Annotated in this window: 31 protein-coding genes and 4 tRNA genes; 7 read left to right on the top strand and 28 right to left on the bottom strand. The window is 69.4% G+C overall.

The window, feature by feature from the left end:
• Positions 1-75: 75 nt before the first annotated feature.
• The 9 genes from rplL to KVT44_RS22730 form a co-directional block, all read right to left on the bottom strand.
• Positions 76-459: a 50S ribosomal protein L7/L12 gene (gene rplL / locus KVT44_RS22770; RefSeq protein WP_067367157.1), complete on the bottom strand. Its 384-nt coding sequence runs from the start codon at positions 457-459 to the stop codon at positions 76-78.
• Positions 460-583: 124 nt separating this feature from the next.
• A complete protein-coding gene (rplJ, locus tag KVT44_RS22765) occupies positions 584-1,114 on the bottom strand; it encodes a 50S ribosomal protein L10 (RefSeq protein WP_060901499.1) in 531 nt (176 codons plus the stop codon).
• 359 nt (positions 1,115-1,473) lie between these two features.
• Positions 1,474-2,325 carry a DUF1396 domain-containing protein gene (locus KVT44_RS22760; RefSeq protein WP_217568337.1) on the bottom strand — a complete coding sequence of 284 codons (852 nt, stop codon included), beginning with the start codon at positions 2,323-2,325 and terminating at the stop codon, positions 1,474-1,476.
• A 152-nt stretch (positions 2,326-2,477) separates the two neighbouring features.
• Positions 2,478-3,413 carry a hypothetical protein gene (locus tag KVT44_RS22755; protein WP_217568309.1) on the bottom strand — a complete coding sequence of 312 codons (936 nt, stop codon included), beginning with the start codon at positions 3,411-3,413 and terminating at the stop codon, positions 2,478-2,480.
• 154 nt (positions 3,414-3,567) lie between these two features.
• On the bottom strand, positions 3,568-4,293 hold the full coding sequence (gene rplA, locus KVT44_RS22750; RefSeq protein ID WP_060901502.1) for a 50S ribosomal protein L1: 726 nt from the start codon (positions 4,291-4,293) through the stop codon (positions 3,568-3,570).
• Between the two features lie 94 nt (positions 4,294-4,387).
• On the bottom strand, positions 4,388-4,822 hold the full coding sequence (gene rplK / locus KVT44_RS22745) for a 50S ribosomal protein L11 (RefSeq protein ID WP_030359033.1): 435 nt from the start codon (positions 4,820-4,822) through the stop codon (positions 4,388-4,390).
• Between the two features lie 168 nt (positions 4,823-4,990).
• The gene (gene nusG, locus KVT44_RS22740) at positions 4,991-5,866 is read right to left on the bottom strand and encodes a transcription termination/antitermination protein NusG (protein ID WP_099921156.1); all 876 of its coding nucleotides are present in this window, start codon (positions 5,864-5,866) and stop codon (positions 4,991-4,993) included.
• A gap of 77 nt (positions 5,867-5,943) precedes the next feature.
• A complete protein-coding gene (secE, locus tag KVT44_RS22735; protein ID WP_067367170.1) occupies positions 5,944-6,225 on the bottom strand; it encodes a preprotein translocase subunit SecE in 282 nt (93 codons plus the stop codon).
• 107 nt (positions 6,226-6,332) lie between these two features.
• Positions 6,333-6,405: transfer RNA gene (locus KVT44_RS22730), tRNA-Trp, on the bottom strand.
• A 247-nt stretch (positions 6,406-6,652) separates the two neighbouring features.
• On the opposite strand from KVT44_RS22730, the gene KVT44_RS22725 reads away from it, so the two are divergent.
• Together KVT44_RS22725 and KVT44_RS22720 are read left to right on the top strand one after the other, a co-directional pair.
• On the top strand, positions 6,653-7,879 hold the full coding sequence (locus tag KVT44_RS22725) for a pyridoxal phosphate-dependent aminotransferase (protein WP_099921157.1): 1,227 nt from the start codon (positions 6,653-6,655) through the stop codon (positions 7,877-7,879).
• A 130-nt stretch (positions 7,880-8,009) separates the two neighbouring features.
• Positions 8,010-9,050 (top strand): adenosine deaminase, encoded by a 1,041-nt coding sequence (locus KVT44_RS22720; protein WP_099921158.1) that lies wholly within the window; start codon positions 8,010-8,012, stop codon positions 9,048-9,050.
• Here the strand turns inward: KVT44_RS22720 and KVT44_RS22715 are convergent.
• Together KVT44_RS22715 and KVT44_RS22710 are read right to left on the bottom strand one after the other, a co-directional pair.
• Positions 8,995-9,714, bottom strand: coding sequence for a hypothetical protein (locus tag KVT44_RS22715; protein ID WP_217568308.1), 720 nt, complete (start codon positions 9,712-9,714; stop codon positions 8,995-8,997). The two genes, KVT44_RS22720 and KVT44_RS22715, sit on opposite strands and share 56 nt — an antisense overlap.
• Positions 9,715-9,765: 51 nt before the next feature.
• Positions 9,766-10,377, bottom strand: a complete 612-nt coding sequence (locus KVT44_RS22710; RefSeq protein WP_217568307.1) for a TetR/AcrR family transcriptional regulator — start codon at positions 10,375-10,377, stop codon at positions 9,766-9,768.
• Between the two features lie 125 nt (positions 10,378-10,502).
• On the opposite strand from KVT44_RS22710, the gene KVT44_RS22705 reads away from it, so the two are divergent.
• Positions 10,503-11,135 (top strand): NAD(P)-dependent oxidoreductase, encoded by a 633-nt coding sequence (locus tag KVT44_RS22705; protein ID WP_217568306.1) that lies wholly within the window; start codon positions 10,503-10,505, stop codon positions 11,133-11,135.
• 14 nt (positions 11,136-11,149) lie between these two features.
• Here the strand turns inward: KVT44_RS22705 and KVT44_RS22700 are convergent, their stop codons facing one another.
• The 8 genes from KVT44_RS22700 to KVT44_RS22665 all read right to left on the bottom strand — a co-directional run bounded on the left by KVT44_RS22700 (position 11,150) and on the right by KVT44_RS22665 (position 16,469).
• Entirely contained in the window at positions 11,150-12,205 is a 1,056-nt protein-coding gene (locus tag KVT44_RS22700) for a UDP-N-acetylmuramate dehydrogenase (RefSeq protein ID WP_217568305.1), read from the bottom strand.
• Between the two features lie 196 nt (positions 12,206-12,401).
• Entirely contained in the window at positions 12,402-13,865 is a 1,464-nt protein-coding gene (locus tag KVT44_RS22695) for a DHA2 family efflux MFS transporter permease subunit (RefSeq protein ID WP_217568304.1), read from the bottom strand.
• Positions 13,866-13,972: 107 nt separating this feature from the next.
• Entirely contained in the window at positions 13,973-14,542 is a 570-nt protein-coding gene (locus KVT44_RS22690; RefSeq protein ID WP_217568303.1) for a TetR/AcrR family transcriptional regulator, read from the bottom strand.
• A 434-nt stretch (positions 14,543-14,976) separates the two neighbouring features.
• Positions 14,977-15,405, bottom strand: coding sequence for a MaoC family dehydratase (locus KVT44_RS22685; protein WP_099921165.1), 429 nt, complete (start codon positions 15,403-15,405; stop codon positions 14,977-14,979).
• 2 nt (positions 15,406-15,407) lie between these two features.
• Entirely contained in the window at positions 15,408-15,860 is a 453-nt protein-coding gene (locus KVT44_RS22680) for a MaoC family dehydratase N-terminal domain-containing protein (protein WP_060899260.1), read from the bottom strand.
• 165 nt (positions 15,861-16,025) lie between these two features.
• Entirely contained in the window at positions 16,026-16,190 is a 165-nt protein-coding gene (gene rpmG / locus KVT44_RS22675) for a 50S ribosomal protein L33 (protein WP_004571794.1), read from the bottom strand.
• An 87-nt stretch (positions 16,191-16,277) separates the two neighbouring features.
• Positions 16,278-16,350 (bottom strand) — tRNA-Met (locus tag KVT44_RS22670).
• A gap of 46 nt (positions 16,351-16,396) precedes the next feature.
• Positions 16,397-16,469 (bottom strand) — tRNA-Thr (locus tag KVT44_RS22665).
• 524 nt (positions 16,470-16,993) lie between these two features.
• Here KVT44_RS22665 and KVT44_RS22660 point away from each other — a divergent pair.
• Positions 16,994-18,244: an amidohydrolase family protein gene (locus KVT44_RS22660; protein WP_217568302.1), complete on the top strand. Its 1,251-nt coding sequence runs from the start codon at positions 16,994-16,996 to the stop codon at positions 18,242-18,244.
• 196 nt (positions 18,245-18,440) lie between these two features.
• Positions 18,441-19,097: an SDR family oxidoreductase gene (locus KVT44_RS22655; protein ID WP_180292902.1), complete on the top strand. Its 657-nt coding sequence runs from the start codon at positions 18,441-18,443 to the stop codon at positions 19,095-19,097.
• Between the two features lie 33 nt (positions 19,098-19,130).
• Here the strand turns inward: KVT44_RS22655 and KVT44_RS58180 are convergent, their stop codons facing one another.
• The 4 genes from KVT44_RS58180 to KVT44_RS22640 all read right to left on the bottom strand — a co-directional run bounded on the left by KVT44_RS58180 (position 19,131) and on the right by KVT44_RS22640 (position 20,859).
• Positions 19,131-19,343, bottom strand: a complete 213-nt coding sequence (locus tag KVT44_RS58180) for a hypothetical protein (protein ID WP_060901523.1) — start codon at positions 19,341-19,343, stop codon at positions 19,131-19,133.
• Positions 19,344-19,973: 630 nt separating this feature from the next.
• Positions 19,974-20,201: a hypothetical protein gene (locus KVT44_RS22650; RefSeq protein WP_217568301.1), complete on the bottom strand. Its 228-nt coding sequence runs from the start codon at positions 20,199-20,201 to the stop codon at positions 19,974-19,976.
• A gap of 281 nt (positions 20,202-20,482) precedes the next feature.
• Complete coding sequence (locus tag KVT44_RS22645; protein WP_217568300.1) at positions 20,483-20,644, bottom strand: hypothetical protein; 162 nt, start codon at positions 20,642-20,644, stop codon at positions 20,483-20,485.
• Between the two features lie 133 nt (positions 20,645-20,777).
• Positions 20,778-20,859 (bottom strand) — tRNA-Tyr (locus tag KVT44_RS22640).
• 202 nt (positions 20,860-21,061) lie between these two features.
• Between KVT44_RS22640 and KVT44_RS22635 the strand changes: the two genes are divergently transcribed.
• Positions 21,062-21,550 (top strand): YajQ family cyclic di-GMP-binding protein, encoded by a 489-nt coding sequence (locus KVT44_RS22635; RefSeq protein ID WP_054228329.1) that lies wholly within the window; start codon positions 21,062-21,064, stop codon positions 21,548-21,550.
• Between the two features lie 130 nt (positions 21,551-21,680).
• On the opposite strand, the gene KVT44_RS22630 is transcribed toward KVT44_RS22635, so the two are convergent.
• Positions 21,681-21,947 carry a GlsB/YeaQ/YmgE family stress response membrane protein gene (locus KVT44_RS22630; protein WP_217568299.1) on the bottom strand — a complete coding sequence of 89 codons (267 nt, stop codon included), beginning with the start codon at positions 21,945-21,947 and terminating at the stop codon, positions 21,681-21,683.
• Between the two features lie 171 nt (positions 21,948-22,118).
• Here KVT44_RS22630 and KVT44_RS22625 point away from each other — a divergent pair, with 171 nt between their 5' ends.
• On the top strand, positions 22,119-23,363 hold the full coding sequence (locus KVT44_RS22625; RefSeq protein ID WP_217568298.1) for an APC family permease: 1,245 nt from the start codon (positions 22,119-22,121) through the stop codon (positions 23,361-23,363).
• 55 nt (positions 23,364-23,418) lie between these two features.
• Here KVT44_RS22625 and KVT44_RS22620 read toward each other — a convergent pair whose 3' ends face one another.
• From KVT44_RS22620 to htpX, 4 genes are read right to left on the bottom strand one after another with little or no spacing between them, the layout of a single operon-like run.
• The gene (locus KVT44_RS22620; RefSeq protein WP_099921169.1) at positions 23,419-23,985 is read right to left on the bottom strand and encodes an SMI1/KNR4 family protein; all 567 of its coding nucleotides are present in this window, start codon (positions 23,983-23,985) and stop codon (positions 23,419-23,421) included.
• A gap of 52 nt (positions 23,986-24,037) precedes the next feature.
• Positions 24,038-25,183: a barstar family protein gene (locus tag KVT44_RS22615; RefSeq protein ID WP_217568297.1), complete on the bottom strand. Its 1,146-nt coding sequence runs from the start codon at positions 25,181-25,183 to the stop codon at positions 24,038-24,040.
• A 15-nt stretch (positions 25,184-25,198) separates the two neighbouring features.
• Entirely contained in the window at positions 25,199-25,591 is a 393-nt protein-coding gene (locus KVT44_RS22610; protein ID WP_054228318.1) for a YccF domain-containing protein, read from the bottom strand.
• Positions 25,588-26,451, bottom strand: a complete 864-nt coding sequence (gene htpX, locus KVT44_RS22605) for a zinc metalloprotease HtpX (RefSeq protein WP_060901518.1) — start codon at positions 26,449-26,451, stop codon at positions 25,588-25,590. The genes KVT44_RS22610 and htpX overlap by 4 nt, the downstream gene beginning before the upstream one ends.
• Positions 26,452-26,461 lie beyond the last annotated feature (10 nt).

Below are 26,461 nucleotides of genomic sequence, written 5' to 3'. Positions count from 1 at the left end.
CTCAGTGCGTCAGCGTTACAGGCTCACTAGTAGTCCTGTATCGGCTCGCGAGGGGCCCTCAGCGGGCCCGTGGGACTACTTGACCTCGACGGAGGCGCCGGCGCCCTTGAGGGACTCGGCAGCCTTCTCGGCGGCCTCCTTGGCGACCTTCTCGAGAACGGGCTTCGGGGCGCCGTCCACGAGGTCCTTGGCCTCCTTCAGACCCAGGGAGGTCAGCTCACGCACGACCTTGATGACCTGGATCTTCTTCTCGCCGGCACCGGTGAGGATGACGTCGAACTCGTCCTGCTCCTCGACGGCCTCGGCAGCGGCGGCGGGGCCGGCCGGACCGGCAACGGCGACCGCGGCGGCGGCGGTGACGTCGAACTTCTCCTCGAACGCCTTCACGAACTCAGAGAGCTCGATGAGGGTCATGTCCTCGAACTGCGCGAGCAGGTCTTCCTGGCTGAGCTTCGCCATGAGGGGCGATCCTTCCACTTATTCGGCTGGTGCCGGATGTACATGTGAGGCGGGCGTACTTTCGGCCCGCTGCGACCACTGCCTGGGCGGAACTGCTCAGGCGGCGGTCAATGCGCGAGCCGAATTACTCGGCACCGCCCTGCTCGGCCTGCTTGGCACGAAGAGCGTCCACGGTGCGGACGAGCTTCGAGGGGAGCGCCTGGAAGAGCTGGGCAGCCTGAGTCTGCTTGCCCTTGAAGGCACCCGCCAGCTTGGCGAGCAGAACCTCGCGGGACTCGAGGTCCGCAAGCTTCTTGATCTCGTCGGCGGACAGCGCCTTGCCGTCAAGGACACCGCCCTTGATGACGAGGTTGGGGTTGTCCTTGGCGAAGTCACGAAGACCCTTCGCGGACACCACCGGGTCACCGGTGATGAACGCGACCGCCGTCGGACCGTTGAACAGGTCGTCGAGCGTAGAGATCCCGGCCTCGTTGGCCGCAATCTTGGTCAGCGTGTTCTTCACCACGGCGTACTGGGCGTCTTCACCGAGCGAACGACGCAGCGTCTTGAGCTGCGCCACGGTGAGACCCCGGTACTCGGTCAGCACGGCGGCGTTCGAGCTGCGGAACTGGTCCGCGAGCTCGGCTACCGCGGCAGCCTTGTCGGGCCTTGCCATAGAGCGTCGGCCTCCTTCCGGGTGATGAGGACCGCTCAGAAGGGGCTGGGCAAAACGAAACGCCCCGGCGCAGGCGCACGGGGCGTAGCTCGACCGGTACGTCCGCAAGCTGGGCAAGCGAACTCCGGGAGCACATCCACGGTCACCTACGCGGGTCGTCCGCAGTTTCAGCGGATCCTTCGGCCGCCCCGCCCTCTTGCGAGCACAAGGCAACGACCAGCGGTCTTTGGCTTCTGGGGAACAGTACGTGACGGGGTCGCTGTCAAGCAAATCCGCTCGACAGCGCCTCGTCCCGGCACTCGACGGCGCCTCGCCCAGCGCCCCACGGCGCCTCGGCTCAGCGGCGGTTCGGTGCCGGATCAGCCCTTCTGAGCGTCCTTCATCAGCTGCGCGAGGTCGACGGTGTCCTTGGCGGGCGGGGCCTTCACCGTCACCGGCTTGTTGTAGTCGAGGAAGACCATGGTCATGTCGAGCGGGCCCTTGTCGGAGGCGGCGCGCACCCGGACCTGCTTGGTGTGGTCGTCCGGCCCGACCCACATGTCCATCGTGAGCTTGTCGGCGCCCAGCTCCTCGTACTGCTTCAAGCTCTTCTCGCGCTTGTCCCGCGTCGCCTTGTCCTTCTTCTTGAGCTCGGCGCGGAGTTCGTCGAGGGTGACCGTGCCGTTGTAGTGGGTGGTCTGCACGCCGTCGATCTTCTCGGTGCCGACCTTCTTCACGTCCTTGGAGCCGGTCAGGTAGGTGGACGCCTGGGACGGGTCCTGGTCGGCCTGGTCGGAGAGCTTGCTCGCGTCGATGCCCGCGGAGCCGTCGGCGCCCTTGGCCATCCCGGAGATGTCGAACTTCATCCAGCTCTTGCCGTCCATCTCCTTGGCGGCGGCCGCGCCCCCGCCCAGGTACATCGCCCCGTCGACGACCCGGATCTCCATCTTGCCGTCAGCGCCCTGGTCGAGAGCGGTCATCTTCATGCTCATGGCCAGCGGCTTCATGCTCATCGAGGCCTGGGCCTCGACGCGGCCCGTCTCCGGGACCTTGCCCGTCATCCGGTAGCTGAGCGAGGTGATGGCCTCGCTGTTCTTCGCCGCCTTGGCCACGGCCGCCGCGGGCGTCATCTTCGGCGACTCGTCGCCCTTCGCACAGGCGACGGCGCCCCCTCCGAAGACCAGGGCCGCGAGTGCGGCCCCCGCCGCTCCGTGCCGTACGGAGTCACGCACAGAAAACATCAGGATCCCCCCAGGGAACACATGAGCGATACACAGACTGCGCCAGCAGCGTAGCCCAGGGAGGTTCCAGCGGTCTCCTGAATTCTTTTGAGTTTCTTGGTACTTGAGTTGCTTGGTACCTGGGCCTCCGGGCGCCCGGAGCCTCAGCTCGTGGTGCCCGAACCGCTCGAAGTGTCGCTGCTGCCCGGCGTCAGGCCCTGTGTCTTCAGCAGGTCCTTGAAATCGGTCGTGTCGCCCGCCGGGGGCGCCACGGCGGCGACCTTCACTCCGTAGTCGCTGTAGTACGTCGTGGAGGACATCGTGCCGCTCGACAACTCGCCCTTGGAGACCGCCTTGACGAGCAGGTCCTTGCCGTTGACCCAGATGTCGACGTCCTCCGTCGTGATGCCGGCCTGGGTGAACTGCTTCTTGAGGTCGGCGAGTTGGCTCGCGGTGAGGTGGGAGCTCCTGGCCGCGAGGTCCGAGACGTTCACCGTGCCCGCGTAGTGCGTGGTCTTCTCGCCGCGGACCGTCTCGTCGCCGACCTTCTTCACATCGCCGGAGGCCAGCAGGAGCTTCACCGACTGGTTCGGCGAGCTGTTCTGCATCTGGTCCTTCAGGAACGCGCCGGAGCCGCCCGCGATCTTCGCCAGGTCGTCGTACGCGTACTTGATCCAGTGCTTGCCGCCCGTCTGCCCGGCGAACGCCTCGCCCATCTTGGCGTAGTAGGCGTCCGACAGATAGCGGGCCTGCATGGAGGTGCTGCCCGTCTTGCGCATCGCCTCGGCCATCGTGCCGCCGGTGTACGTGATCGTCATGTCACCGGTGAGGCCGCTGCCCCAGCCCATGGAGCCGTTCGACTTCATGGACATCAGCGTGCCCAGGCTCGTCGTGGACTCGATCCTGGCGGAGTCGGCGCCGTCGGTGGACTTCTCGGCCGACTGCAGGGCCGCTATGGGGCTGACGTGAGTCGTGCCCTGGGCCGCCTTGTCGCCCTTGCCGGAGCCTCCGGAGGAGCCCGAGGAACAGGCGGCCACCCCCGCCAGCGCGCTCACCAGCGCGATCGAAAAGGTCACTCGGCGCACGCGCGTGCTCTTCATTCGTCCCACCCCTATGCGAATCCTGAGAGCTGCACGCTAACGCAGCCCACTGACACACGTATCCAGGAATGGGGACGGGCCCCGCACCTCGAAAGGTTGCGGGGCCCGTGCCAAGAACGCGTATGCGACGCGGTCACCGTGGTGAGCGGAAGGCTCAGACGGCGGCCGGGTCCTCCTCGACGAGGAGGTTGCGGGTGCGGTTCGGGTCGACCGGAACGCCGGGGCCGATCGTGGTGCTGATCGCGGCCTTCTTGATGTAGCGACCCTTGGCGGCGGACGGCTTCAGACGAAGGATCTCGTCCAGCGCGGCGCCGTAGTTCTCCACCAGCTTGGCCTCGTCGAAGGAGGTCTTGCCGATGATGAAGTGCAGGTTCGAGTGCTTGTCGACGCGGAACTCGATCTTGCCGCCCTTGATCTCGGTCACGGCCTTGGCCACGTCCGGGGTCACGGTGCCGGTCTTCGGGTTCGGCATCAGACCACGCGGGCCGAGGACACGGCCCAGACGGCCGACCTTGCCCATGAGGTCCGGGGTGGCGACGACGGCGTCGAAGTCCAGACGGCCCTTCGACACCTCGTCGATGAGCTCGTCGGAGCCGACGATGTCGGCGCCCGCGGCGAGTGCGGCCTCGGCACGGTCACCGGTCGCGAAGACCAGGACCCGGGCGGTCTTACCGGTGCCGTGCGGGAGGTTCACGGTGCCGCGGACCATCTGGTCGGCCTTGCGCGGGTCTACACCCAGGCGGAAGGCGACCTCGACGGTGCCGTCGAACTTGCTCGTGGAGGTCTCCTTGGCGAGACGGACGGCCTCGAGCGGGGCGTAGAGCTTCTCCCGGTCGATCTTGGCGTCCGCAGCGCGGAGAGACTTGCTGCGCTTGCTCACTACTGCTCCTGATGTGTTCTGAGGAGTCGTGGTACGGACCGAGCAGGCCCTGCCACGTGCGGCTCGCGCCGCATGGTTCCTACGAAGGTGGGTGTCAGCCCTCGACCGTGATGCCCATGGAACGGGCGGTGCCGGCGATGATCTTCGACGCGGCGTCCAGGTCGTTGGCGTTGAGGTCGGGCATCTTCGTGGTGGCGATCTCGCGGACCTGCGCCTGGGTGATCTTGGCGACCTTGGTCTTGTGCGGCTCGCCGGAGCCCTTCTCGACACCCGCGGCCTTGAGGATCATCTTGGCGGCCGGCGGAGTCTTGGTGATGAAGGTGAAGGAGCGGTCTTCGTAGACCGTGATCTCCACCGGGATGACCCAACCGCGCTGCGACTCGGTCGCGGCGTTGTAGGCCTTGCAGAACTCCATGATGTTGACGCCGTGCTGGCCCAGCGCCGGGCCGACCGGCGGAGCCGGGTTGGCCGCGCCGGCCTGGATCTGGAGCTTGATAAGCCCCGTGACCTTCTTCTTCTTGGGAGGCATGTGCTCTCTCCGGGTCCTAGTGAGAGTTTTCAGCTTCCGCCCGGTTCATCCGGATGGAGGCATACCGCACAACGATAACGGGTATCCATGCGCGGCCAAAAACCGAGCAGGTCAGACGGGCTGCGTGAGCCCGTCTGACCTGTTCGGAAGACGTACGTCCAGAAGCTGCTAGTTCTTCTGGATCTGGTCGAACGAAAGCTCGACCGGGGTCTCGCGACCGAAGATCTCCACCAGGCCCTTGACCTTCTTGGAGTCGGCGTTGATCTCGTTGATGGTCGCCTGCAGCGTGGCGAACGGGCCGTCCGTGACGGTGACCGAGTCGCCGACCTCGAAGTCCAGCACCTGGACCTCGAGCTTGCGCTGCGGAGCGGGCTTGCCCTCGGCCTCGGCGGCCTCACGAGCGGCCTTCTCCTCGGCCTCCGGGGCGAGCATCTTGACGATCTCGTCCAGCGTCAGCGGGTACGGGTCGTAGGCGTTGCCCACGAAGCCGGTGACACCGGGAGTGTTGCGGACGACACCCCAGGACTCGTTCGTCAGGTCCATGCGGACCAGGACGTAGCCCGGCAGCTTGTTCTGCTTGATCGTCTTGCGCTCGCCGTTCTTGATCTGCGCGACCTCTTCCTGCGGCACCTCGGCCTGGAAGATGAAGTCCTCGACGTTCAGCGAGACGGCGCGCTGCTCGAGGTTGGTCTTCACGCGGTTCTCGTAACCGGCGTAGGTGTGGATGACGTACCACTCGCCGGGGAGCGTGCGCAGCTCCTCGCGCAGAGCGGTGACGGGGTCGACGGGTTCGGCCTCTTCTTCGGCCTCTTCCTCGTCGCCTTCCTCGGCGTCTACGGCGAGGGCCTCGTCGGGAACGTCCTCGTCCTCGACGTCCTCACCGGACTCGTCCTCGACGTGCAGGGCCGCTTCCTCGGCGGGCTCGCCGGTGGCGGCATCGGCAGCCTCGAACTCGTCCACGACGTCCGCGCCCTCGACGATGTCGAGCTCGTCGTCAACGGACTCGACCGACTCGCTGGCATCGTTCAGGTTCGGGTCAGACACGGTGGCTGCTTCTTCCTGGATACATGGGGGTGGAACGCGCGAAAGGGGCGCCGGTGACGGCGCCCTTCGCTCTCGGCTCAGCCGAAGACGTACTTGGCGGCGTGGTTGAGCCCATAGTCAATCACGGTCACCAGGCCAATCATGATGACGACGAAGACAATCACCACTGTGGTGTACGTCGTCAGCTGATTGCGAGTCGGCCAGACGACCTTGCGGAGCTCCGCGACGATCTGGCGGTAGAAAGTGGCAAGGCGCTTCAGCGGGCCCTTCTTGGCACGCTTACCGCCCTTGCGGGCCTTCTTCTGAGACTCGGGCGCCTCGGCATCAGGCATGTCGATGGAGCCCACGGCGTCCGTCACTCGTCCTCACCTGATTCCGGGTCGTGGCCGTGCCGCGCCCGGTTGAGCCGCACGGCGGTGCATTGCAGTACGTACATGCGCACACATCCTGGCGAAGGTGTGTGTAGCAGGGCCGGAGGGACTTGAACCCCCAACCGCTGGTTTTGGAGACCAGTGCTCTACCAATTGAGCTACGACCCTTTGTTTCCCCCAACGTACCGCATCCACCCGGATGCTCGGTGTGCATCGGTTGAGTGCGGCCGGTGAAGGCCAACGAGGTGAGAGTGTACGTGGTCCGGGGCCGGTCGTCGAACAGAAAGTGTCCGTACGGGCTTTGTCCGCCGAAGATCGACCGGTGAGGGATCCGGATCCGGACGGTTGTTCTCTTGTTGTTCAGTCCGTGAAACCCGCGTGCCGGGGAAGTTTCCAGTCTGAAACGATGGGTGCCATGAGCCCTGCAACCCCTCCCACCGAGCGCCGGGTCTCCGCCCGAGTCGGCGCGATCTCCGAGTCCGCCACCCTCGCCGTGGACGCCAAGGCCAAGGCACTCAAGGCCGCCGGGCGCCCGGTGATCGGCTTCGGCGCCGGTGAGCCCGACTTCCCGACCCCGGACTACATCGTCCAGGCCGCCATCGAGGCCTGCTCCAACCCGAAGTACCACCGCTACACGCCGGCCGGCGGGCTCCCCGAGCTGAAGGCCGCGATCGCCGCGAAGACCCTGCGCGACTCCGGCTACGAGGTGGAGGCCGCCCAGGTCCTGGTCACCAACGGCGGCAAGCAGGCCATCTACGAGGCCTTCGCCGCGATCCTCGACCCGGGCGACGAGGTCATCGTCCCGGCGCCCTACTGGACGACGTACCCGGAGTCGATCCGTCTCGCCGGCGGTGTCCCGGTCGAGGTCGTCGCCGACGAGACCACCGGCTACCGCGTCTCGGTCGAGCAGCTGGAGGCCGCCCGCACCGAGAACACCAAGGTGCTGCTCTTCGTCTCCCCGTCCAACCCGACGGGCGCGGTCTACAGCCGCGAGCAGATCGAGGAGATCGGCCGCTGGGCCGCCGAGAAGGGCCTGTGGGTCCTGACGGACGAGATCTACGAGCACCTGGTCTACGGGGACGCGGAATTCCACTCCCTCCCGGTGGTCGTCCCCGAGCTCGCCGACAAGTGCATCGTCGTGAACGGCGTCGCGAAGACGTACGCCATGACGGGCTGGCGCGTGGGCTGGGTCATCGGCCCGAAGGACGTCGTCAAGGCCGCGACCAACCTCCAGTCGCACGCCACCTCGAACGTGTCCAACGTCGCCCAGGTCGCCGCCCTCGCCGCCGTCTCCGGCGATCTGACGGCCGTCGCCGAGATGCGCGAGGCCTTCGACCGCCGCCGCAAGACCATCGTGCGGATGCTCAACGAGATCGACGGCGTGCTCTGCCCCGAGCCCGAGGGCGCCTTCTACGCGTACCCCTCGGTCAAGGCCCTCGTCGGCAAGGAGATCCGCGGCAAGCGCCCCCAGGACACGGTCGAGCTGGCCGCGCTCATCCTGGAGGAGGCCGAGGTCGCGGTCGTCCCGGGTGAGGCCTTCGGCACCCCGGGGTACCTGCGCCTGTCGTACGCCCTGGGTGACGAGGATCTCGTCGAGGGCGTCAGCCGGATCCAGAAGCTCCTGGCCGAGGCACGGGACTGACGTTTTCGCGCTCCACGCGTGTGTGCGGGCCGTTTCCCCCGGGGGGAGACGGCCCGCTTCTTCGTGCGAGCAAGACCACTAACGAGGAAAGCGCTACCGACACGGCGGGAACGTACGGCAGGATCCTGGAATGGAGCGCGTACGTGATCTCTCTGAACTGCCGAAAGCCCATCTGCACCTGCACTTCACCGGTTCGATGCGGCCCACCACCGTGCTGGAGCTGGCCGACAAGTACGGCGTCCGGCTGCCCGAAGCCCTCACCGACGCCCTGACCAGCGGCGAACCGCCCAGGCTGCGGGCGACCGACGAGCGCGGCTGGTTCCGCTTCCAGCGGCTGTACGACGCGGCGCGGTCCTGCCTCAGAGAGCCCGAGGACATCCAGCGGCTGGTGCGCGAGGCCGCCGAGGAGGACCTGAAGGACGGCTCCGGGTGGCTGGAGATCCAGGTCGACCCGACCTCGTACGCGCCCCGGCTGGGCGGGCTCATCCCGGCTCTGGAGATCATCATGGACGCGGTGGACTCGGCCGCGCGGGAGACCGGGCTCGGGATGCGCGTCCTGGTGGCCGCGAACCGCATGAAGCACCCGCTGGACGCCCGCACCCTGGCCCGGCTCGCCGTGCGCTACGCGGACCGCGGCGTCGTCGGCTTCGGGCTCTCCAACGACGAGCGGCGGGGCATGGCGCGGGACTTCGACCGGGCCTTCGCGATCGCGCGGGACGGCGGTCTGCTGTCCGCGCCGCACGGCGGCGAGCTGAGCGGCCCGGCGTCGGTCCGCGACTGCCTGGACGACCTGCACGCCACCCGGATCGGGCACGGTGTGCGCGCCGCCGAGGACCCGCGGCTGCTGAAGCGGCTCGCGGACCGCGGCATCACCTGCGAGGTGTGCCCGGCGTCGAACGTCGCCCTGGGGGTCTACGAGAAGGCCGAGGACGTCCCCCTGCGCACCCTCTTCGAAGCCGGCGTCCCGATGGCCCTCGGCGCCGACGACCCCCTGCTGTTCGGCTCCCGGCTGGCCGCCCAGTACGAGCTGGCACGCCACCACCACGGCTTCACGGACGCGGAACTGGCCGAACTCGCACGCCAGTCGGTGCGGGCCACGGCGGCGCCCAAGGACGTCAAGGAGAAGCTGCTGTCGGGCATCGACGACTGGCTGGCCGCCCCGGTCGCCTGAAGTGGGTGTAGGGCGGATACGCCTGGAAGCCGATGTCCAGCTCGACGTGACGGCCTCGGGACGGCGGCAGGTGCGGGGTGAGGGAGGCGACGAGCACGTCCTGCCCCTCGGCGGCCCGCTTTCCACGCGGCCCGAACCCGGCCGCCGCCTCCAGGTGCGTGGCGGCCGAGGCGAAGGTGTCGCGGGCGCCGAGGAGGAAGAGCGTCCCCGCGTGTACAGCCGGACGGATCCGGTCCCGGGCGTCGAGGCGGTCCCAGCGCTGCTCCCAGCGCGCCTCCCAGGCGGCCGCGTGGGCTGCGGTCCGCTCCTCGTTCGTGCGCACGGTGAGCGGGGTGCCCTCACGCAGCCGACGGCGCAGTTCGGGCCAGGTGGAGGCCCGCAGGCCCGGCGAACGGTGGGCGAGGACGAGGTCGACCGGCACCCCGGGCGCGTAGGCCCTGGGGATGCTCCGCCGCAGCGGGACGTACACGATCGTGTGCCGGGAGAACGCGGCGAACGAGAAGAGCGCGGCGAGGCGGGCGAGTCCGTCGTGGTCGCCCACGAGGTAGCCCCAGCCTTCGAAGGGGTCACTGAGCGTGGTGTGCCGCAGCGGCGGACGCGGCTGGACGACCCGGTAGGCCCGGGGGCCGACGCGCGGCGTGAACTCCGTGACGCTCAGCCGCACAGGGAGCGTCGCACGGCCGTGGGGGCTTGTCTCATCGGGCCAGAGTGACCGTCACGAGGGCTCGTCCGCAACGGAGATTCCGCCCAGCAGCGTGCGGGCGATCGACAGGGCGAACTCGTCCACGGGCGGCGGCTTGCCCTCCTCCGTGGAGTCGTAGGCGAAGGCGCGCTGGGCGCAGGCGCCCAGCAGGAGCGAGGCGGCCGCGTAGGTGTCGACCCCGACGCGGACCCGGCCCGCGTCCTGTTCGGCGCGGAGATAGGCGTCGAGGCCCCGGATGGGCATGTGGGGGCCCGACCCCATGGAGCGCATCGACTCCTCGTGCCGGCGCTTGAGCTGCGTTTCCGCGTACAAGGAGGCTGCGATCGGAAAACTCTGCTCATAGAAGAGGGCCGCCTGGCGGGCGATCTCGGTGAGGTTCTCCAGAAGGGAGCCCCGGCCCGGCTCGGCCGCGAGGCCGGCCAGCAGCGGGGTCAGCTGGGGCAGGCGTTCCTTGAGCACGTTGACGAACAGTTCCTCCTTGCTCGGGAAGTACTTGTAGAGCGCCGCCTCCGAGCAGCCCGCGGCCTTGGCGATCTCCTTGGTCGTGGCGCGGGCGAGGCCGATGGTGAGCATGAGCTCGTGCGCCGCGTCGAGGATGCGGATCCGGGCCGGTTTCTGCTGCATGGGCCCCAAGGATTCCATGGTCACCCCTGTTCGGCCTTGACGAGTGGGTGAGTGCTTACCCACTCTAGGAGCAAGCAGAGGTGAGTGAATACTCACCCACCCGATCCATCCAGGGGGATCACGTCATGAAACTCACCGTCTTCGGGGCCACCGGCGGCATCGGCCAGGAGATCGTCCGGCAGGCGCTGGACTCCGGCCACCAGGTCACGGCCGTCGTACGGGACCCGGCGCGGCTGACCGTCACGGGCGCGGGCCTGGAGGTGCTCCGCGCGGACCTCACGGACCCGCAGGCGCTGCGCCCCGCGGTCGCGGGCCGCGACGCCGTCCTCTCCGGGCTCGGCGCCCGCAGCCGCAAGGACGCCGGGATCGCGACCCGGCTGACCCGTACGGTGCTGGGCGCCATGGAGGCCGAGGGGGTGCGCCGGCTGCTGGTGGTGAGCGCGGGGCCGGTCGGTCCCGACCCCGAGGGCGCGGCGTTCGCCGACCGCGCCGCGCGGGGCCTGGTCTCGCTGATCCTGAAGGACGTCTACGCCGACCTGGCGGCCATGGAGGGCGAACTGGCCCGGAGCGCGACCGACTGGACGGTCGCGCGCCCGCCGCGCCTGCAGAACAAGCCGGTGACCGGCTCGTACCGGACGGTCGTCGGAGGCTTCCCGCTCAAGGGCCGGTTCATCGGGCGCGCCGACGTGGCGCACGCGATGCTGGCGATGATCAACGACCCCGGGACGGTGAAGCAGGGCGTCGGCGTCGCCTACTAGAACTGGAGCTCCACCTAGAGCTCCACGCCCACCGTCACCGGCTCGTTGACGAGGGTGATCCCGAAGGCGTCGCGGACGCCGGCGACGACCTCGCGGGCCAGCGCGAGGAGGTCCTCGGTGGTGGCCCGGCCCCGGTTGGTGAGGGCCAGCGTGTGCTTGGTGGAGATCCGGGCGGGTCCGGAGCCGTAGCCCTTGGTGAAGCCGGACTTGTCGATCAGCCAGGCCGCGGAGGTCTTGGTGTGGCCCTCGCCCGCCGGGTACGCGGGCGGCACGACGTCGGTGCCCAGCCGCTCGGCCACGCGCGCGTGGAACGCGGCGAACTCCTCGTGCGTGAGGATCGGGTTGGTGAAGAACGACCCGGCCGACCAGGTGTCGTGGTCCTCGGGGTCGAGCACCATGCCCTTGCCGGAGCGCAGCTTCAGGACGGTCTCGCGGGCGGCGGCGAGCGGCACCCTGTCGCCGGGCTCGACCCCGAGGGAGCGTGCCGTCTCGGCATACTTGATCGGCGCCGACAGCCCGTCCGCGTCCTCCAGCTCGAACCTGACGCGCAGCACGACGTACCGCTCGGGGTCGGCCTTGAAGCGGCTGTGGCGGTACGAGAAGGCGCAGTCGGCGTTGGCCAGGGTGACCGTCTCGCGCGCCCTGCGGTCGTACGCGATCACTTCGGTGATGGTGGACGACACTTCCTGGCCGTACGCGCCCACGTTCTGGATCGGGGTCGCGCCGGCGGAGCCGGGGATCCCGGCGAGGCACTCGACGCCGGCGAGCCCGGCCTCGACGGTGCGGGCGACCGCGTCGGTCCACACCTCGCCCGCCGCCAGCTCCAGCCTCGTACCGTCGAGGGCGAAGCCGGTGGTCGCGATGCGCAGGGCGGTCCCGACGAAGCCCTTGTCACCGATGACCAGGTTCGATCCGCCGCCGATGATCAGCAGCGGCGTACCGGTGTCGTCGGCCTCCCGGACGGCGGCGATCACCTCGGCGTCGGTCGTGGCGGTGATCAGCCGGGTCGCGGGACCCCCCAGCCGGAAGGTGGTCAGCGGGGCGAGCGGAGCGTCGTGGAGTTCCTGCACGGGCTCAAGAGTACGAGAAGGGCCCCGCCGGTCGAGGCGGGGCCGCTTCTGTGTGTTCACGAGATGGACCAATCAAGGGTTTGGATCCTGGACCCTCCACCGGCGGGCGGTTTCCCTCCCGCTCACCGCGAGGCGGTTTCTCTTGCCTCGGCGTGAGGCGTTTCCTGTGCCTCGGCGTGAGGCGGTTTCCCTTGCCTCAGCGTGAGGCGGTTTCCAGAACCGGCGCCTGGGCCAGATCCTGCCCCTGGGGCGACTCGGAGGCGACGACCCGGGCCTGAGCCGCACGCCGCGCCGTCGGGATGAGCAGCACCGCGACGCCCGCCAGGGCGACCACCGCCGAGCCCACCACGAGCGCCGGCCGCAGACCGTCCACGAAGGTCTGCGCGGTCCCGTAGCCGCCCTGCGCGGAGAAGATCGAGGACATCACCGCGATGCCGAGCGCGCCGCCCACCTCACGCAGCGCGTTGTTGGCGCCGGAGGCGATGCCCTGCTCCTGGGGACGAACGCTGGACATGACCAGGTTGGAGGCGGGGGCGAAGTACAGGGACATTCCGATGCCGCTGACGATCAGGGCGGGCAGCTGGGCGGCGTACGAGGCGTGGGCGGCGACCACGGAGGCGTAGTACGCGAGCCCGGCGGCCTGCAGGAAGAGCCCGGTGGCGACCACGGGACGCCCGCCGACACGGTCGGAGAGGTACCCGGCGATCGGCGCGACGAGCATCGGCATCCCGGTCCAGGGCAGCATCCGCAGGCCGGCCTGGGTGGGCGAGTAGCCGAGGACGCCCTGCATGTACTGGCTGAGCAGGAAGATCGAGCCGAACATCCCGAGGAACATCAGCAGGCTCGCGGCGTTGATCCCGGCGAAGGCACGGGAGCGGAAGAGCCGCATCGGCAGCATCGGGTTCTTGGCGCGGATGCCGTGGAAGACGAAGCCGGTGAGCAGCGCGGCGCCGGCGAGCAGACCGGTCAGGACGATCGGGCTGGTCCAGCCCTCGGCGGGCCCGCGGACCAGGCCGTACACGATCCCGAACAGACCGCCGCTGACGAGCAGGGTGCCGGTGATGTCGAGCGGGGCGCCGGTGCCGTGGGACTCGGCCAGCCGCAGTCGGGCGAGGGGCAGCAGGGCGAGGCCCAGCGGAACGTTCAGCCAGAAGATCCAGTGCCAGGACACGTGTTCGGTGAGACTGCCGCCGATGAGGGGCCCGGAGGCGACCGCGAGTCCGTTCACCGCGCCCCAGATCCCGTACGCCATGCCGCGCTTGGCGGCCGGCACCGCGGCCGTCAGCAGGGTGAGCGTGAGCGGCATCATGATCGCCGCGCCGACGCCCTGGACCGCGCGGGCGGCGATCAGCGAGTCGAGGCCGGGTGCCATGGCGGCGGCCGCGGACGCGCCGGTGAAGACGGAGAGACCGACGAGGAAGAGCCGACGGCGGCCGAACCGGTCACCGAGCGCCGCACCGAACATCAGCAGGACGGCGAAGGTGAGCGTGTAGGCGCTCACGGTCCATTCCAGGTCGTCCAGCGCGCCGCCGAGATCCTTGCGGATGGAGGGCAGTGCGGTGGTGACGACGAGATTGTCGAGGGCCGCCATGAATCCGGCGACGCTGGTGATGATGAGGGCCCAGGTGGCTCCCCCGCGACGTGCGGTCTGCTGTGACATCGCTCCCCCTAAGGGCGATCGTTCCCTATGATTAGTTATTGCTTACTAACTTTCGCGGCCATGGAAAGGCGGCGATCTCCGCCTCCCCCGTGACCGACCCGCCCGCTTCAGAGCCCGGTCCCGCTCTTGACCCGCGCCGAGGGGTAGAGCCCTTCCCATACCCGGTGATCGGCCGGAAAGCCCATGGCCACCAGGCAGTTGACGAGCATCCCGTACGCCATGAAGGTCGTGGTGTCGTTCACGTCGGCACCCAGCGGCAGATGAGCCGCGTCCCACAGCCCCATCCAGCCGGCCCGTACCGCCTGGCCGAACTCGTGGTCACCGGCCTCCTCGGCGGCCGCCACCGCGGCGTACGTCTGCATCTGCATGAGCAGCCGCTCCGGGTGCTCCGCGATGACCTTGGTGTACGCGTCGGCCATGGAGTGCAGGGCCTCCTCGCCCTCCAGCCCCTCGGCGGCCTCCTCGAAAGTGCGCCGAGCGTCCTCCAGACAGCGTTCGGCCGCCGCGAGGAAGATCGCCTTCTTGCCCGGGAAGAGCCGGAAGAGATACGGCTGCGAGACACCCACACGCTTGGCGATCGCCTCGGTGGACGTGCCGTAGTAACCACCCCGGGCGAACTCCGCGATCGCCGCGCGGATGACGCTCTCGCGCCTCTCGTCTGCGCTCATCCTGACCATGCGACTAAGTTAGTGCCCAATCACTAACTAAGTCAAGCGGTAGGCGGGAGCGGCTTCGAATGACGCGCACGCCCCCGCGACCGGCAGCCGCGCACGCACGGAAGGGGCCGTGCCGGTGCGTCGCAAGCCCGTCGCTTACGTTCGGATCGAGCAGCGGCTCCCTTGCCCGGCCCACGTCTGATCCGGCGGCGACGGGCTCGACGTACCGGCACGGCCCCGACCCACCCCCCGGCGGACAGCCGGACCGCGGACCGACAGACCACGGGAACCCACAGGCAGCCGGACCCGAGACAACAGACCACGGACACCCACAGACAACCGGACCACGAACGGACGAACCCGGTACAACCAGGCGCGGCCAGACGCACGTAAGGGGCGCCGACCATGGCCGACGCCCCTTACCCGCTCCTACCCATCGCCCCTCATGACGGCCATCAGGCCAGTCGAACGACCGCTCGCGACATGCCCAGGACCTTCTGCCCCGCGCTCATCGCGGTGAGGTCGACGCGGACGGTGTTGTCGTCCAGCTTGGCCGCGACCTTGCCGCTGACCTCGATGCTCGCTCCCTTGTCGTCGTTGGGGACGACGACGGGCTTGGTGAAGCGGACGCCGTACTCCACGACCGCACCCGGGTCACCGGCCCAGTCGGTGACGACACGGATCGCCTCGGCCATGGTGAACATGCCGTGCGCGATGACGTCGGGGAGACCGACCTCGACCGCGAACTTCTCGTTCCAGTGGATGGGGTTGAAGTCCCCGGAGGCGCCCGCGTACTGCACGAGTGTGGCGCGCGTCACGGGGAAAGTCCGGGCCGGCAGCTCGGCACCGACCTCGACGTCGTCATACGCGATCTTCGCCGTCATGGTCAGCCCTCCTCCGCCGCACGTGCCACGAGCTTGGTGACGGCCGTCACCACGTGCTCGCCCGCCTCGTCATGGACCTCACCACGGATGTCCACGATGTCGTTGCCCGCCATGGACTTGATCGCCTCGATGGTCGAGGTGACCGTGAGCCGGTCGCCCGCGCGCACCGGACGGGTGTAGGCGAACTTCTGGTCACCATGCACCACGCGGCTGTAGTCGAGACCCAGTTGGGGGTCCTGGACGACCTGCCCCGCGGCCTTGAAGGTGATCGCGAACACAAAGGTCGGCGGGGCGATCACATCGGAGTACCCGAGCGCCTTGGCGGCCTCCGGGTCCGTGTACGCCGGGTTGGTGTCCCCCACGGCCTCCGCGAACTCGCGGATCTTCTCCCGACCGACCTCATAGGGGTCGGTGGGCGGGTAGGACCGCCCCACGAAGGACTGGTCGAGCGCCATGGGCTCGGTACCTCCTGGTTTTCAGCCGGTGCAGCGATTCTCGGACCGATGCCCGTACGAGGACTGTCGGCGACTGCTCGACGATCACTCACACGTCGGCACTCGGCCGGTGAACGACGCGAGGCCGCCCCCGTTACTGGGGACGGCCTCGTGTACGAGCCTGATTTATCGCGTTTCGCGGTGCGCGGTGTGCGCATTGCAACGCGGGCAGTGCTTCTTCATCTCCAGTCGGTCCGGGTCGTTACGCCGGTTCTTCTTGGTGATGTAGTTCCGCTCCTTGCACTCCACGCAGGCCAGCGTGATCTTCGGGCGGACGTCGGTGGCAGCCACAGGAGTGCTCCTTGACGAACGGATGGGACATTAACGCATAGAAGAGTAGCCGATCGAAGGACCGACCCCACAATCGGCTACTGTCTGTAGCGGTGACCGGACTTGAACCGGTGACACAGCGATTATGAGCCGCTTGCTCTACCGACTGAGCTACACCGCTGTGATGCGATTGGTCCCCGCCTTGCGACGGGAACCCCTCACACCAGAGCCCCAATACGGAATCGAACCGTAGACCTTCTCCTTACCATGGAGACGCTCTACCGACTGAGCTATTGGGGCGAGCGATGAAGACATTACACGCTCGCCCGCCGATCGCCCAAATCCGTTTCGCGGCACCCGCCCCGGCCCGTTCCCGGCCGTTCGCCGCCGCGACTCCGGCCCCTCACGAACGGTGCGTCACGGCCGCGACTCCGGCCGCTCCCGCCCCACGGATCACGGGCACACAGCCCGGTCGACAGCCTCCGGTCCCCGCCTCTCCGCCCGGCCGACCAGCGGCTCCGTCCAGCCGACCAGCGACTCCGTCCGGCCGTCCCGACTCGCGTGTCCGGCTCTCATCTCCCACTTTCTGTCCGTGCACGGACCACACCGGTACGACTATTGCGCTCCTCCCGGACGAGGAGGGTTCGCCACCCTAGGCTCGACTCACGCTGCGTGATCTTGCCCCTCACCACCCACGACCTCGCCCCACCCCTCCACCCAGCCACCTCCCCCTCCTCCACCCGGCCACCCCACACCGCCACCACCGAAGCGCCCACCTCCCCAGTCGCCCCTCCCCGCAGCCGCCCCCGAGCCCCAGGAGCGCGATGCCCGACAGTCAGCCGCAGCCACCCCACTCCTCGTCGGGACAGACCGACACCGCCACCCTGCTGCTGCGCGGAGCGCGGCTCACCGACGGCCGGACTGTGGACGTGCGGCTGGGCGGCGGGCGCATCGAGGCGGTCGGCACCGCCGGGAGCCTGGCGACACCCTCCTCCGGCTCGCGCGCCTCGAAGGTGGACCTCGACGGCTACCTGCTCCTGCCGGCCCCCGCCGAGCCCCACGCCCACGGCGACACGGCCCTGACGGCCGACGGCGACGGCCCCCTCTCGTACGACACCCAGGAGGTCCAGCGCCGGGCCACCGAGGCCGCGTTGCTGCAACTCGGGCACGGGGCGACGGCGTTGCGCTCGCACGTGCGCGTCGGCGACGTACAGGGTCTCGACTCGCTGGCGGCGGTGCTCCAGGCGCGGCGGGCGCTGCGCGGGCTGGCCGAGCTGACGGCGGTGGCGATGCCGCGGGTGCTCACCGGGCTCGCCGGTGCCGACGGGCTCGCGATACTGCAGGACGCCGTGAAGATGGGCGCTTCGGTGGTGGGCGGCTGCCCGGACGCCGACCCGGATCCGACGGGGTACGTGGAGGCGGTCCTGGAACTCGCCTCGGAACACGGCTGCCCGGTCGACCTGCACACGGACGCCTCCGATCCCGCCCGGCTCGCCCGGCTCGCGGCGATGGCGGGCGGCCTGCGGTCCGGCGTGACGCTCGGCCCGTGCAGCGGCCTCGGCCGGCTGCCGTCCGAGGTGGCCTCCCGGGCGGCCGAACAACTCGCCGCGGCGGGCGTGACCGTGGTGTGCCTGCCGCAGGGCGGCTGCGGGGGCGTGGACCGGCGCGGAACGGCTCCGGTGCGGATGCTGCGGGCGGCCGGGGTACGGATCGCCGCGGGCAGCGGCGCCCTCCGGGACGTATCGAACCCGGTGGGCCGCGGCGACCCCCTGGAGGCCGCCTACCTGCTGGCCTCACGGCACGGTCTGCGCCCCGAGGACGCGTACGACGCCGTGAGCTCCGGCGCTCGGGCCGCCCTCGGACTGCCCGAGGTACGCGTGGAAGCGGGTTTCCCGGCCGAGTTGCTCGCGGTGCGCGGGAAACGGCTGGCAGGGGCGCTGTCGCTCGCGTACAGCCGGATCGTGGTGCACCGGGGGCGCGTGGTGGCACGGACCAGCGCGGTGCGGGAGTACTGCAACTCGGCGGCAGTGGCGGGGCTGGACCTGCCCCGACAGGGACGCGGAGAGCCTTCCTAGCCACAACTGCCGTCCACCAACCCACGCGTTGTGCGCGCACAGCCGCAACCACCCCCCGAGCGCCCCCTGTTCACCGCGCGGGCCGAGGGCACGACGGCCTCCCCCGCCGCGCGACCCTGTGGACAACTCAAGAGACCCCTGAGTTGTCCACAGGGTCGTGCGGCGAACGGGTCCATCCGGGCGTACGGTCGGAAACATGCGCATTGTCATCGCTGGAGGTCATGGTCAGATCGCGCTGCGGCTGGAGCGACTGCTCGCCGCGCGCGGTGACGAGGTCGCGGGGATCATCCGCCGCGCCGAGCAGGGCGACGATCTGCGGGCGGCCGGTGCCGAGCCGGTCCTCTGCGATCTGGAGTCGGCTTCGGTGGAGGAGGTCGCCGCCCATCTGCAGGGCGCGGACGCGGCCGTCTTCGCGGCGGGCGCGGGCCCGGGCAGCGGTCCGGCCCGCAAGGCGACGGTGGACAGGGGCGCCGCCGTCCTGTTCGCCGACGCCGCGGAACGAGCGGGCGTACGGCGCCATGTCGTCGTGTCGTCCATGGGCGCGGACCCGGCGCACCCGGGCGACGACGTCTTCGACCTGTATCTGCGCGCCAAAGGCGAGGCCGACGAGTACGTACGCGGTCGTACGTCCCTGGAGTGGACGATCCTGCGCCCCGGATCGCTGATCGACGACGCCGGCACCGGCCTCGTACGCCTGGAGGCCTCGACGGGCCGCGGAGCGGTCCCGCGGGACGACGTCGCCGCGGTGTTGGCGGAGCTGGTGGAGACTCCTGCGACGGCCGGGCTGACCCTGGAGTTGATCAGCGGCTCGACGCCGATTTCGGTGGCGATCAAATCGGTGGCGGGGAACTAGACACCGACCGGACCAGGCCATTCGCCGGCCCGCTCAGAACAACGGAAGCTGCCCGGGAAAGTCGGGCACGGAGTACCCGTCCAGCGTCGGCTGGGCCGCCCCCAGCTGCGCCGGCCGACGCGACCCAGGACACGAGACCAGCTCCCCGCTCCCCCGGGCACCAGGCGGATCATGCCGGGCGAACCGTCCCGCGACGACGGCGATCTCCCGACGGCACTCGGGGCAGTTCCTACGACGCGATGACATGAGATCAGTCTGCCCGGCGGGCAGCAGCCGCACCGACAGCACCCGACCCCAGCCCCGGTCGCCAACCTCCGATTCCGCCCCCTCACACGAAGAAACCCCTTCGGAACTGCACCATCACAGTCCGGAATAGGTCTCCGGTTCTCCGTGCGAGCCTTGCGGCGCGACGGTCGGGTACTTCCTCGCCGCGTCGGTCCGGGTCAGCCGCAGTCACCGCGCAGTTCTTGCCCGTCGAGGAGTCGTAGTACGGGTGGATCGTCGCGTACTGGGTTCCTCCGGAGGTCTTCAACGCGTAGGTGTCAATCGAACGTGGCTGGACCCTATGCCTAAATGATCTTCAAGCGCGACTACTTTTTCGATCAACTCCCGTGCCTCACACAGGGGTTGACAGATGCGACGGGCACTATCAAGATCACGCAAAAGCCACGGACGCACGGCCGAAGATGGCCGCCGACGTCGCCGGGGAGCGCTCCACCTCAGGGAGCCGCGCCCTCGGTCGCGTCCAGCCTGGACGGACACCGGCGAAGCGCACGACACGCGGGAGCTGTGAAGCACCGGCGGCCGTACTCGCGGGCCGGTCCCCCGTCCCCCACGTCAACAACCCTTCAGGGCAACACACCGAGCGGCCTGCGGTCACGGCCTTGGGTTCGTCCAGTGATTCCGCATCAACCGCGACAACTCGCGTTCCTCGTCCCCCGTGATCCAGCGCTCGAAGCCGACTTTGAAGACGGCGACTCCCGCCTCGGCGGCCAGGCTCGCGGCCGACTCCATAACGCCGTGTCGACGCAGGGTGTCGGCGAGCGCGGCCGACATCGAGGTGAGCTTGATCAGGTCGCGCTCCTGGGGCTCGGGGTTCGCCATGATCACAGCTTGTCGAGTACGCACTCAGTCGCGTTGGTCGGTGAGCATCTCGGAGACCGCATCAAGACCCACCGCCAGCGCGTCGATCGGCGCCGCGGAGTTCAGGGCGCCGGCGACCGCCCGCACGAACAGCCCCTGAAACTAGCCGGAGGTGGCGAACAGCACCTCACGTTGTCTGGGCCGAAGCCCGATCACCCACCCTGACACGCGCGCAGAAGGAATCGCCCCTTGCCAAGCGCCCACATGATCTACGTCACGCGACAGTCCCCACATGGCTCAGCTCAGGGGTAGAACCGCAGCTCGTGGCCGAGCGCGCGGGCCACAGCATCGCCGTCCTCTTCCGGGTCTGCGCACAGTTCCTCAGCGACGGAGACGAGGCCGCCAACGCCAAGATCTCCGCCCGCCTGGGGAAGTCCGTCCAGGGGGCCGGAAAGCCCGTCCACGGCCCGTCCACAGACCCCGAGACGGTGCGTTCGAATGCGAGACAGCGCGAGACAGGACGTCTCTCGCGAGAGCGCATGACAAAGGGCCCGTGACCTGCGTAGAGGGCAGGTCACGGGCCCTTTGATTCCCGTGTGGCGGCGCCAGGATTCGAACCTGGGAAGGCTGAGCCGGCAGATTTACAGTCTGCTCCCTTTGGCCGCTCGGGCACACCGCCGGGGTTGCTGCCCTGAGGACCGCTTTTCGGCGGTGCTCCCTGGCAACGACGTAAACGATACCTGATGCTCGGGGGTGCTTCGCCACCCGATTGATCTGCGCTTGGAGGGGAGGGGGTGGCTAGGCTTATGCGGATGCGGCCGGGGACCTACGCCGGGCTCGACGGCCGCCCCTACGCACCCCGATACAAGGAGCCACAGGACATGGCCGACTCCAGTTTCGACATCGTCTCGAAGGTCGAGCGGCAGGAGGTCGACAACGCCCTCAATCAGGCCGCCAAGGAAATCTCGCAGCGCTACGACTTCAAGAACGTGGGCGCCTCCATCTCCTGGTCCGGCGAGAAGATCCTGATGGAGGCGAACTCCGAGGAGCGGGTCAAGGCCGTCCTCGATGTGTTCGAGACCAAGCTGGTCAAGCGCGGTATCTCGCTGAAGGCGCTGGACGCGGGCGAGCCCCAGCTCTCCGGCAAGGAGTACAAGATCTTCGCGTCCATCGAGGAGGGCATCTCCCAGGACAACGCGAAGAAGGTGGCGAAGATCATTCGCGACGAGGGTCCGAAGGGCGTGAAGGCGCAGGTGCAGGGCGACGAGCTGCGTGTCAGCTCGAAGAGCCGTGACGACCTGCAGGCCGTGCAGGCGCTGCTCAAGGGCAAGGACTTCGACTTCGCGCTGCAGTTCGTGAACTACCGGTAGCCATCGGCCGCCAACCGGCTTCGGCCGGTGGTTCATTGCGCGTACGAGGAAAGTTGCGCGTACGAGGAAGGGTGGGCCCCCGGGGGTGCCCACCCTTCTCGCCTGCTGGCTGCGGCCTCGGGGCGCGCCCTCAACGGCGCGAGTCGCCGAACAGGATGCGGTAGAGGATGAGCAGGACGAGCGAGCCGCCGATCGCGGCAGCCCACGTGGCGCCGTCGTAGAACTGCTTGGCGATCGGGTGGTCCAGCCAGCGCGCGGAGATCCAGCCGCCGATGAAGGCGCCCGCGATGCCGATGACGGTCGTTCCGATGAAACTGCCCGGGTCACGGCCCGGCAGCAGGAATTTGGCGATGGCTCCGGCCAACAGTCCCAGAATGATCCAGCTGATGATGCCCATGCCCTGAACCTGCCTCTCCGCGCTGTGCCTGTGCTGTGATCCTGCTCCGGGCCTGCTGTCTCATGCCTTCGAGTTCGAGCAGCCGGTGGTCGTGCTGGTGTTCGTGGCGCGTTGTCGGGAAGGACGCCTTGTCGGCGGCGGTCGGTTGCAGCGATCAGTAGGGTGCCGTCCATGGCACAGTCCGGATCAGAGTTGCGGCGCACCCTGGGCGTCGGGGACGCCGTGGTCATCGGGCTCGGGTCGATGGTGGGTGCCGGGATCTTCGCGGCGTTGGGCCCCGCCGCACGGGCGGCCGGGTCCGGCCTGCTCCTCGGGCTCGCGGTCGCGGCCGTGGTCGCGTACTGCAACGCGATGTCCTCGGCACGGCTGGCCGCTCTGTATCCCGCCTCCGGTGGCACCTATGTGTACGGGCGTGAGCGTCTCGGCGCCTTCTGGGGGTATCTGGCGGGCTGGTCGTTCATCGTCGGGAAGACGGCCTCCTGTGCGGCGATGGCGCTCACCGTGGGCGCGTACGTCTGGCCGGGGCAGGCGCACGCGGTGGCGGTCGGGGCCGTGGTGGCCCTCACCGCGGTGAACTACGGCGGCATGCACAAGTCCGCCCGGCTGACCCGGGTGATCGTTTCGGTGGTCCTCGCGGTCCTCGCTTCCGTGGTGGTCGTGTGTCTCGGATCGGACGCCTCCGACGCCGGGCGACTGGACGTCGGGGTCTCCGGTGGCGCGGGCGGGGTGCTTCAGGCGGCGGGGCTGCTGTTCTTCGCGTTCGCCGGATACGCACGGATCGCGACGCTCGGTGAGGAGGTACGGGATCCGGCGCGCACCATTCCGCGCGCGATCCCGACGGCTCTGGGTGTCGCGCTCGTGGTGTACGCGGCGGTCGCGGTGGCGGTCCTTTCGGTGCTGGGGCCGGAGGGGCTCGGGCGCGCCTCGGCGCCGCTGGCCGACGCGGTGCGGACGGCCGGTGTGCCGGGGCTCGTGCCGGTGGTACGGGTGGGTGCGGCCGTGGCCGCGCTCGGCTCGCTCCTCGCCCTGATCCTGGGCGTCTCACGGACGACGCTGGCCATGGCCCGCGACGGTCATCTGCCGGGCACCCTGGCCGACGTACATCCGCGTTTCCAGGTGCCGCACCGGGCGGAGCTGGCCGTGGGCGCGGTGGTCGCCGCGCTGGCCGCGACGGTGGACGTGCGGGGCGCGATCGGGTTCTCCTCCTTCGGTGTACTGGCGTACTACGCCGTGGCCAACGCGTCGGCGTGGACCCTGAGCCCCGCTCCGGCGGCGCGGCTGGTGCCGGTGGTGGGACTCGTCGGGTGCGTGACCCTGGCGTTCGCGCTGCCGGCGCTTTCGGTGATCGTGGGCGTGGCTGTGCTGGGTGTGGGGGTGGCGGCGTACGGCGTGAGGGGATGGCGGCGTACGGCGTGACGGGGCAGGTGGCCTCGCGGTGGCCATCGGCGGGGCGTCGGTGGCGGGCAGGTCGCTACGAGGCCTGTGCCGCCGCCGTGCGTATGCGGAAGTCGGGCCAAGGGGCCAAGTCCGTGTCGTCGTTGGACTCCTCGTACCAGCCGGAGCCCTCCAGCCAGGTGTCCAGCCACGCCTCCAGGTCGGGTGCGTCCACGTACCAGGCATGGTCGGCCTCGTCGGCGTTCGGCTCGAAGAGCAGGACCGTGCCCCGGGGGCTGCGGCAGTCCACGCACGCGTACATCCCGCAGCCCCAGTGGGATATCGGCAGGACGCCCTCGGGCCAGGGCCAGTCGGGGTCCTGGCGGCCGCTCTCCCGGTGGGCGAGGTACTGCGGGACGGCGGCGGGCTCGCCGGACGGGGCGCCGTCGAGCAGCGGCAACAGGCCGTACTCCGGACCAAAGCCGCCGTCCCCTATCTGTAGGTAGAGCGCGGCGAGCAGTGGCGGCAGGGTGAAGCCCAGGACGGCTTCGGCGCGGGTGACCGTGGCCGCGTCCACGGGCTCGGGGAGCGAAGGCCAGCCCCACGGGCGGGTGTTGCGGGCCTCCGTACCGACCCGTGCCAGCAACTGCTCGATTTCGGTCATGGCTTCATGATGCAGCGCGCCACTGACAATCGGGCGGCCTGTGGATAACCCATCAGGCGATGCGTACGTCGACGCCGTTCTCGGTGAGGAAGGCGAGCAGTTCCTCGAATGTCGGAGGCCTGCGGTCGCGGCACGGTGTCACGCCGAGGCAGGTGCGGGCGACGTCCGCGTCGTGCCAGACGAGGGTGAAGGGCGGCTCGGCGCCGTAGCCGCCTCGCAGGCAGTCGGCGACGGCGCTCAGGTCGTGGCCGAAGTAGCCGCCGGGACCGTTCACCGCCTCGCCCAGCGCGCAGTGGAAGGCCGGCGCGTCGGTGACGTGGCGGCCGTCGAGGTGGTAGGTGGAGCCTGGCTCTGGGTCGGGCCCGTACGGGTTCGTTCCTTCCCGTGCCCGGTCGAGCCAGAACTCGCGCCCCTGCGAGCTGCATCGGGCCCAGCTGTTCGGCTCGGACTGGCGTTCGTGCCACCACACGTCCCAGGCCTCGCGGGCTGCTCTGGGAAGCCGCCGCGACCAGGGGTCGAGCGTGAGATCGACCAGGCCCCGGCCGTGCGCGGAGGGGATCCACGCGATGATCTCGCCTTCGAGTACGGAGCCGACCGTCCGGCCGACCCAGTTGAGGCGCAGCACGCGGGCGTGTCCCAGGTCCTCGTCGCCCGCTTCGAGCGCGTCGCGCAGGGATCCGCGCGGGGAGCAGCCGAGCAGGCGCACCGGCGGGTCAGCCGGTTCGAGGAATTCGCCCGGGACTTGGCCGAGGTCCCGGCAGTGGCCCCACGGCTCGCCGTCCGCGCCCAGGAGCCGGTGTCCCGCGGAGAGTAACGACCGTTGGGGGCGTTCGGCCTGGGTGTCCGGGATCGCCGACGCCTCGACGGTGATGTCGCGCAGCGCCGGGTCGAGCGCGCACGGGCGGTCGCCGAGGACCCGTGCGTACTCCAGTGGCCATTCCTCCCCGACCGGGGTGTGTGTGGCGTCGAGGGTCCGCACCAATAGGCCGCCCAGCGGAGCGGAGCCCGTGGTGCGGGCCCGCTCCACGGCCCCGGCCAGCTCGCCCCGGGGTGCGCAGCCGAGGAGGTCGTACCGGACGCGCGGGGGAGGGAGCGGATCGGCGTAGAGCTCGTCAGTGGCGTCCTTGCACAGGGCCCATATCGACTCGCCGACGCCCCTGTTGCTGTACGCCGCCACGGCGTACTTCGGATTCTGCACCCCCGCGCCGCCCCGTCAGCGCGTGGCGAACGGCTCGTCCGTGCGGACGATTTCGCGGCCCAGCGGGAGCAACGAGACCGGGATGAGCTTGAAGTTGGCGATGCCGAACGGGATGCCGATGATCGTGATGCACAGCAGGATGCCGGTGACGATGTGGGCGAGGGCGAGCCACCAGCCCGCGAGGACCAGCCACAGAACATTGCCGACGCAGGAGGGGGCGCCCGCGTCGCGGCGCTCCACCGTCGTATAGCCGAAGGGCCACAGGGCGTAGACGCCGATACGGAAGGCCGCGATGCCAAAGGGGATGCCGATGATGGTGATGCACAGCAGCACGCCGGCGGCCAAGTAGCCGAGGAACAGCCAGAAGCCGCTCAGGACGAGCCAAATGACGTTCAGGATTGTCTTCATTGCTGGCGACCTGCCATCTGCTCGAGCCGGGCGATGCGCTCCGCCATCGGCGGGTGCGTGGAGAACATCTTCGACATTCCCTGGCCCGGGCGGAAGGGGTTGGCGATCATCATGTGGCTCGCGGTCTCGATGCGCGGCTCGGGGGGCAGAGGCAGTTGTTTGGTGCCCGCGTCGAGTTTGCGCAGGGCGCTGGCGAGGGCGAGGGGGTCGCCGGTGAGCTGGGCGCCGGACGCGTCCGCCTCGTACTCCCTGGAGCGGCTGATGGCCAGCTGGATGAGGGACGCGGCGAGCGGACCCAGGATCATGATCAGCAGCATGCCGAGGATGCCGGGGCCTTCGTCGTCGTTCGAACGGCCGACCGGGATCAGCCAGGCGAAATTCACCAGGAACATGATCACTGAGGCGAGGGCGCCCGCGACCGACGAGATCAGGATGTCGCGGTTGTAGACATGGCTGAGCTCGTGGCCGATGACGCCGCGCAGCTCGCGCTCGTCCAGGATGCGCAGGATTCCCTCGGTGCAGCACACCGCCGCGTTGCGCGGATTGCGTCCCGTCGCGAACGCGTTCGGCGCTTCGGTCGGTGAGATGTACAGGCGCGGCATGGGCTGTCGGGCCTGGGTCGAGAGCTCTCGGACGATGCGGTACAGGGCCGGGGCCTCGAATTCGCTCACCGGGCGTGCGCGCATCGCGCGTAGAGCCAGTTTGTCGCTGTTCCAGTACGCGTACGCGTTCGTCCCGATCGCGATGAACAGCGCGACGACGAGGCCGGTACGCCCGAAGAAACTGCCGATGACGATGATGAGTGCGGACAGTCCCCCGAGGAGTACGGCGGTCCTGAGCCCATTGTGCCGGCGGTGCACGGTACGCCCT

Source organism: Streptomyces sp. GbtcB7, from assembly GCF_019091445.1.
Lineage (GTDB): Bacteria > Actinomycetota > Actinomycetes > Streptomycetales > Streptomycetaceae > Streptomyces > Streptomyces mirabilis.
Note: the sequence above shows the minus strand (reverse complement) of the source record. Positions and strands in the feature narration are given on the sequence as shown.

Coding starts and splice junctions, on each gene's coding strand:
- rplL (WP_067367157.1), bottom strand. CDS start 459: ATGGCGAAGCTCAGCCAGGAAGACCTGCTCGCGCAGTTCGAGGACATG.
- rplJ (WP_060901499.1), bottom strand. CDS start 1,114: ATGGCAAGGCCCGACAAGGCTGCCGCGGTAGCCGAGCTCGCGGACCAG.
- KVT44_RS22755 (WP_217568309.1), bottom strand. CDS start 3,413: ATGAAGAGCACGCGCGTGCGCCGAGTGACCTTTTCGATCGCGCTGGTG.
- rplK (WP_030359033.1), bottom strand. CDS start 4,822: ATGCCTCCCAAGAAGAAGAAGGTCACGGGGCTTATCAAGCTCCAGATC.
- KVT44_RS22725 (WP_099921157.1), top strand. CDS start 6,653: ATGAGCCCTGCAACCCCTCCCACCGAGCGCCGGGTCTCCGCCCGAGTC.
- KVT44_RS22720 (WP_099921158.1), top strand. CDS start 8,010: ATGGAGCGCGTACGTGATCTCTCTGAACTGCCGAAAGCCCATCTGCAC.
- KVT44_RS22710 (WP_217568307.1), bottom strand. CDS start 10,377: ATGCAGCAGAAACCGGCCCGGATCCGCATCCTCGACGCGGCGCACGAG.
- KVT44_RS22705 (WP_217568306.1), top strand. CDS start 10,503: ATGAAACTCACCGTCTTCGGGGCCACCGGCGGCATCGGCCAGGAGATC.
- KVT44_RS22695 (WP_217568304.1), bottom strand. CDS start 13,865: ATGTCACAGCAGACCGCACGTCGCGGGGGAGCCACCTGGGCCCTCATC.
- KVT44_RS22690 (WP_217568303.1), bottom strand. CDS start 14,542: ATGGTCAGGATGAGCGCAGACGAGAGGCGCGAGAGCGTCATCCGCGCG.
- KVT44_RS22685 (WP_099921165.1), bottom strand. CDS start 15,405: ATGACGGCGAAGATCGCGTATGACGACGTCGAGGTCGGTGCCGAGCTG.
- KVT44_RS22680 (WP_060899260.1), bottom strand. CDS start 15,860: ATGGCGCTCGACCAGTCCTTCGTGGGGCGGTCCTACCCGCCCACCGAC.
- KVT44_RS22660 (WP_217568302.1), top strand. CDS start 16,994: ATGCCCGACAGTCAGCCGCAGCCACCCCACTCCTCGTCGGGACAGACC.
- KVT44_RS22655 (WP_180292902.1), top strand. CDS start 18,441: ATGCGCATTGTCATCGCTGGAGGTCATGGTCAGATCGCGCTGCGGCTG.
- KVT44_RS58180 (WP_060901523.1), bottom strand. CDS start 19,343: ATGTCATCGCGTCGTAGGAACTGCCCCGAGTGCCGTCGGGAGATCGCC.
- KVT44_RS22650 (WP_217568301.1), bottom strand. CDS start 20,201: ATGGCGAACCCCGAGCCCCAGGAGCGCGACCTGATCAAGCTCACCTCG.
- KVT44_RS22635 (WP_054228329.1), top strand. CDS start 21,062: ATGGCCGACTCCAGTTTCGACATCGTCTCGAAGGTCGAGCGGCAGGAG.
- KVT44_RS22630 (WP_217568299.1), bottom strand. CDS start 21,947: ATGGGCATCATCAGCTGGATCATTCTGGGACTGTTGGCCGGAGCCATC.
- KVT44_RS22625 (WP_217568298.1), top strand. CDS start 22,119: ATGGCACAGTCCGGATCAGAGTTGCGGCGCACCCTGGGCGTCGGGGAC.
- KVT44_RS22620 (WP_099921169.1), bottom strand. CDS start 23,985: ATGACCGAAATCGAGCAGTTGCTGGCACGGGTCGGTACGGAGGCCCGC.
- KVT44_RS22610 (WP_054228318.1), bottom strand. CDS start 25,591: ATGAAGACAATCCTGAACGTCATTTGGCTCGTCCTGAGCGGCTTCTGG.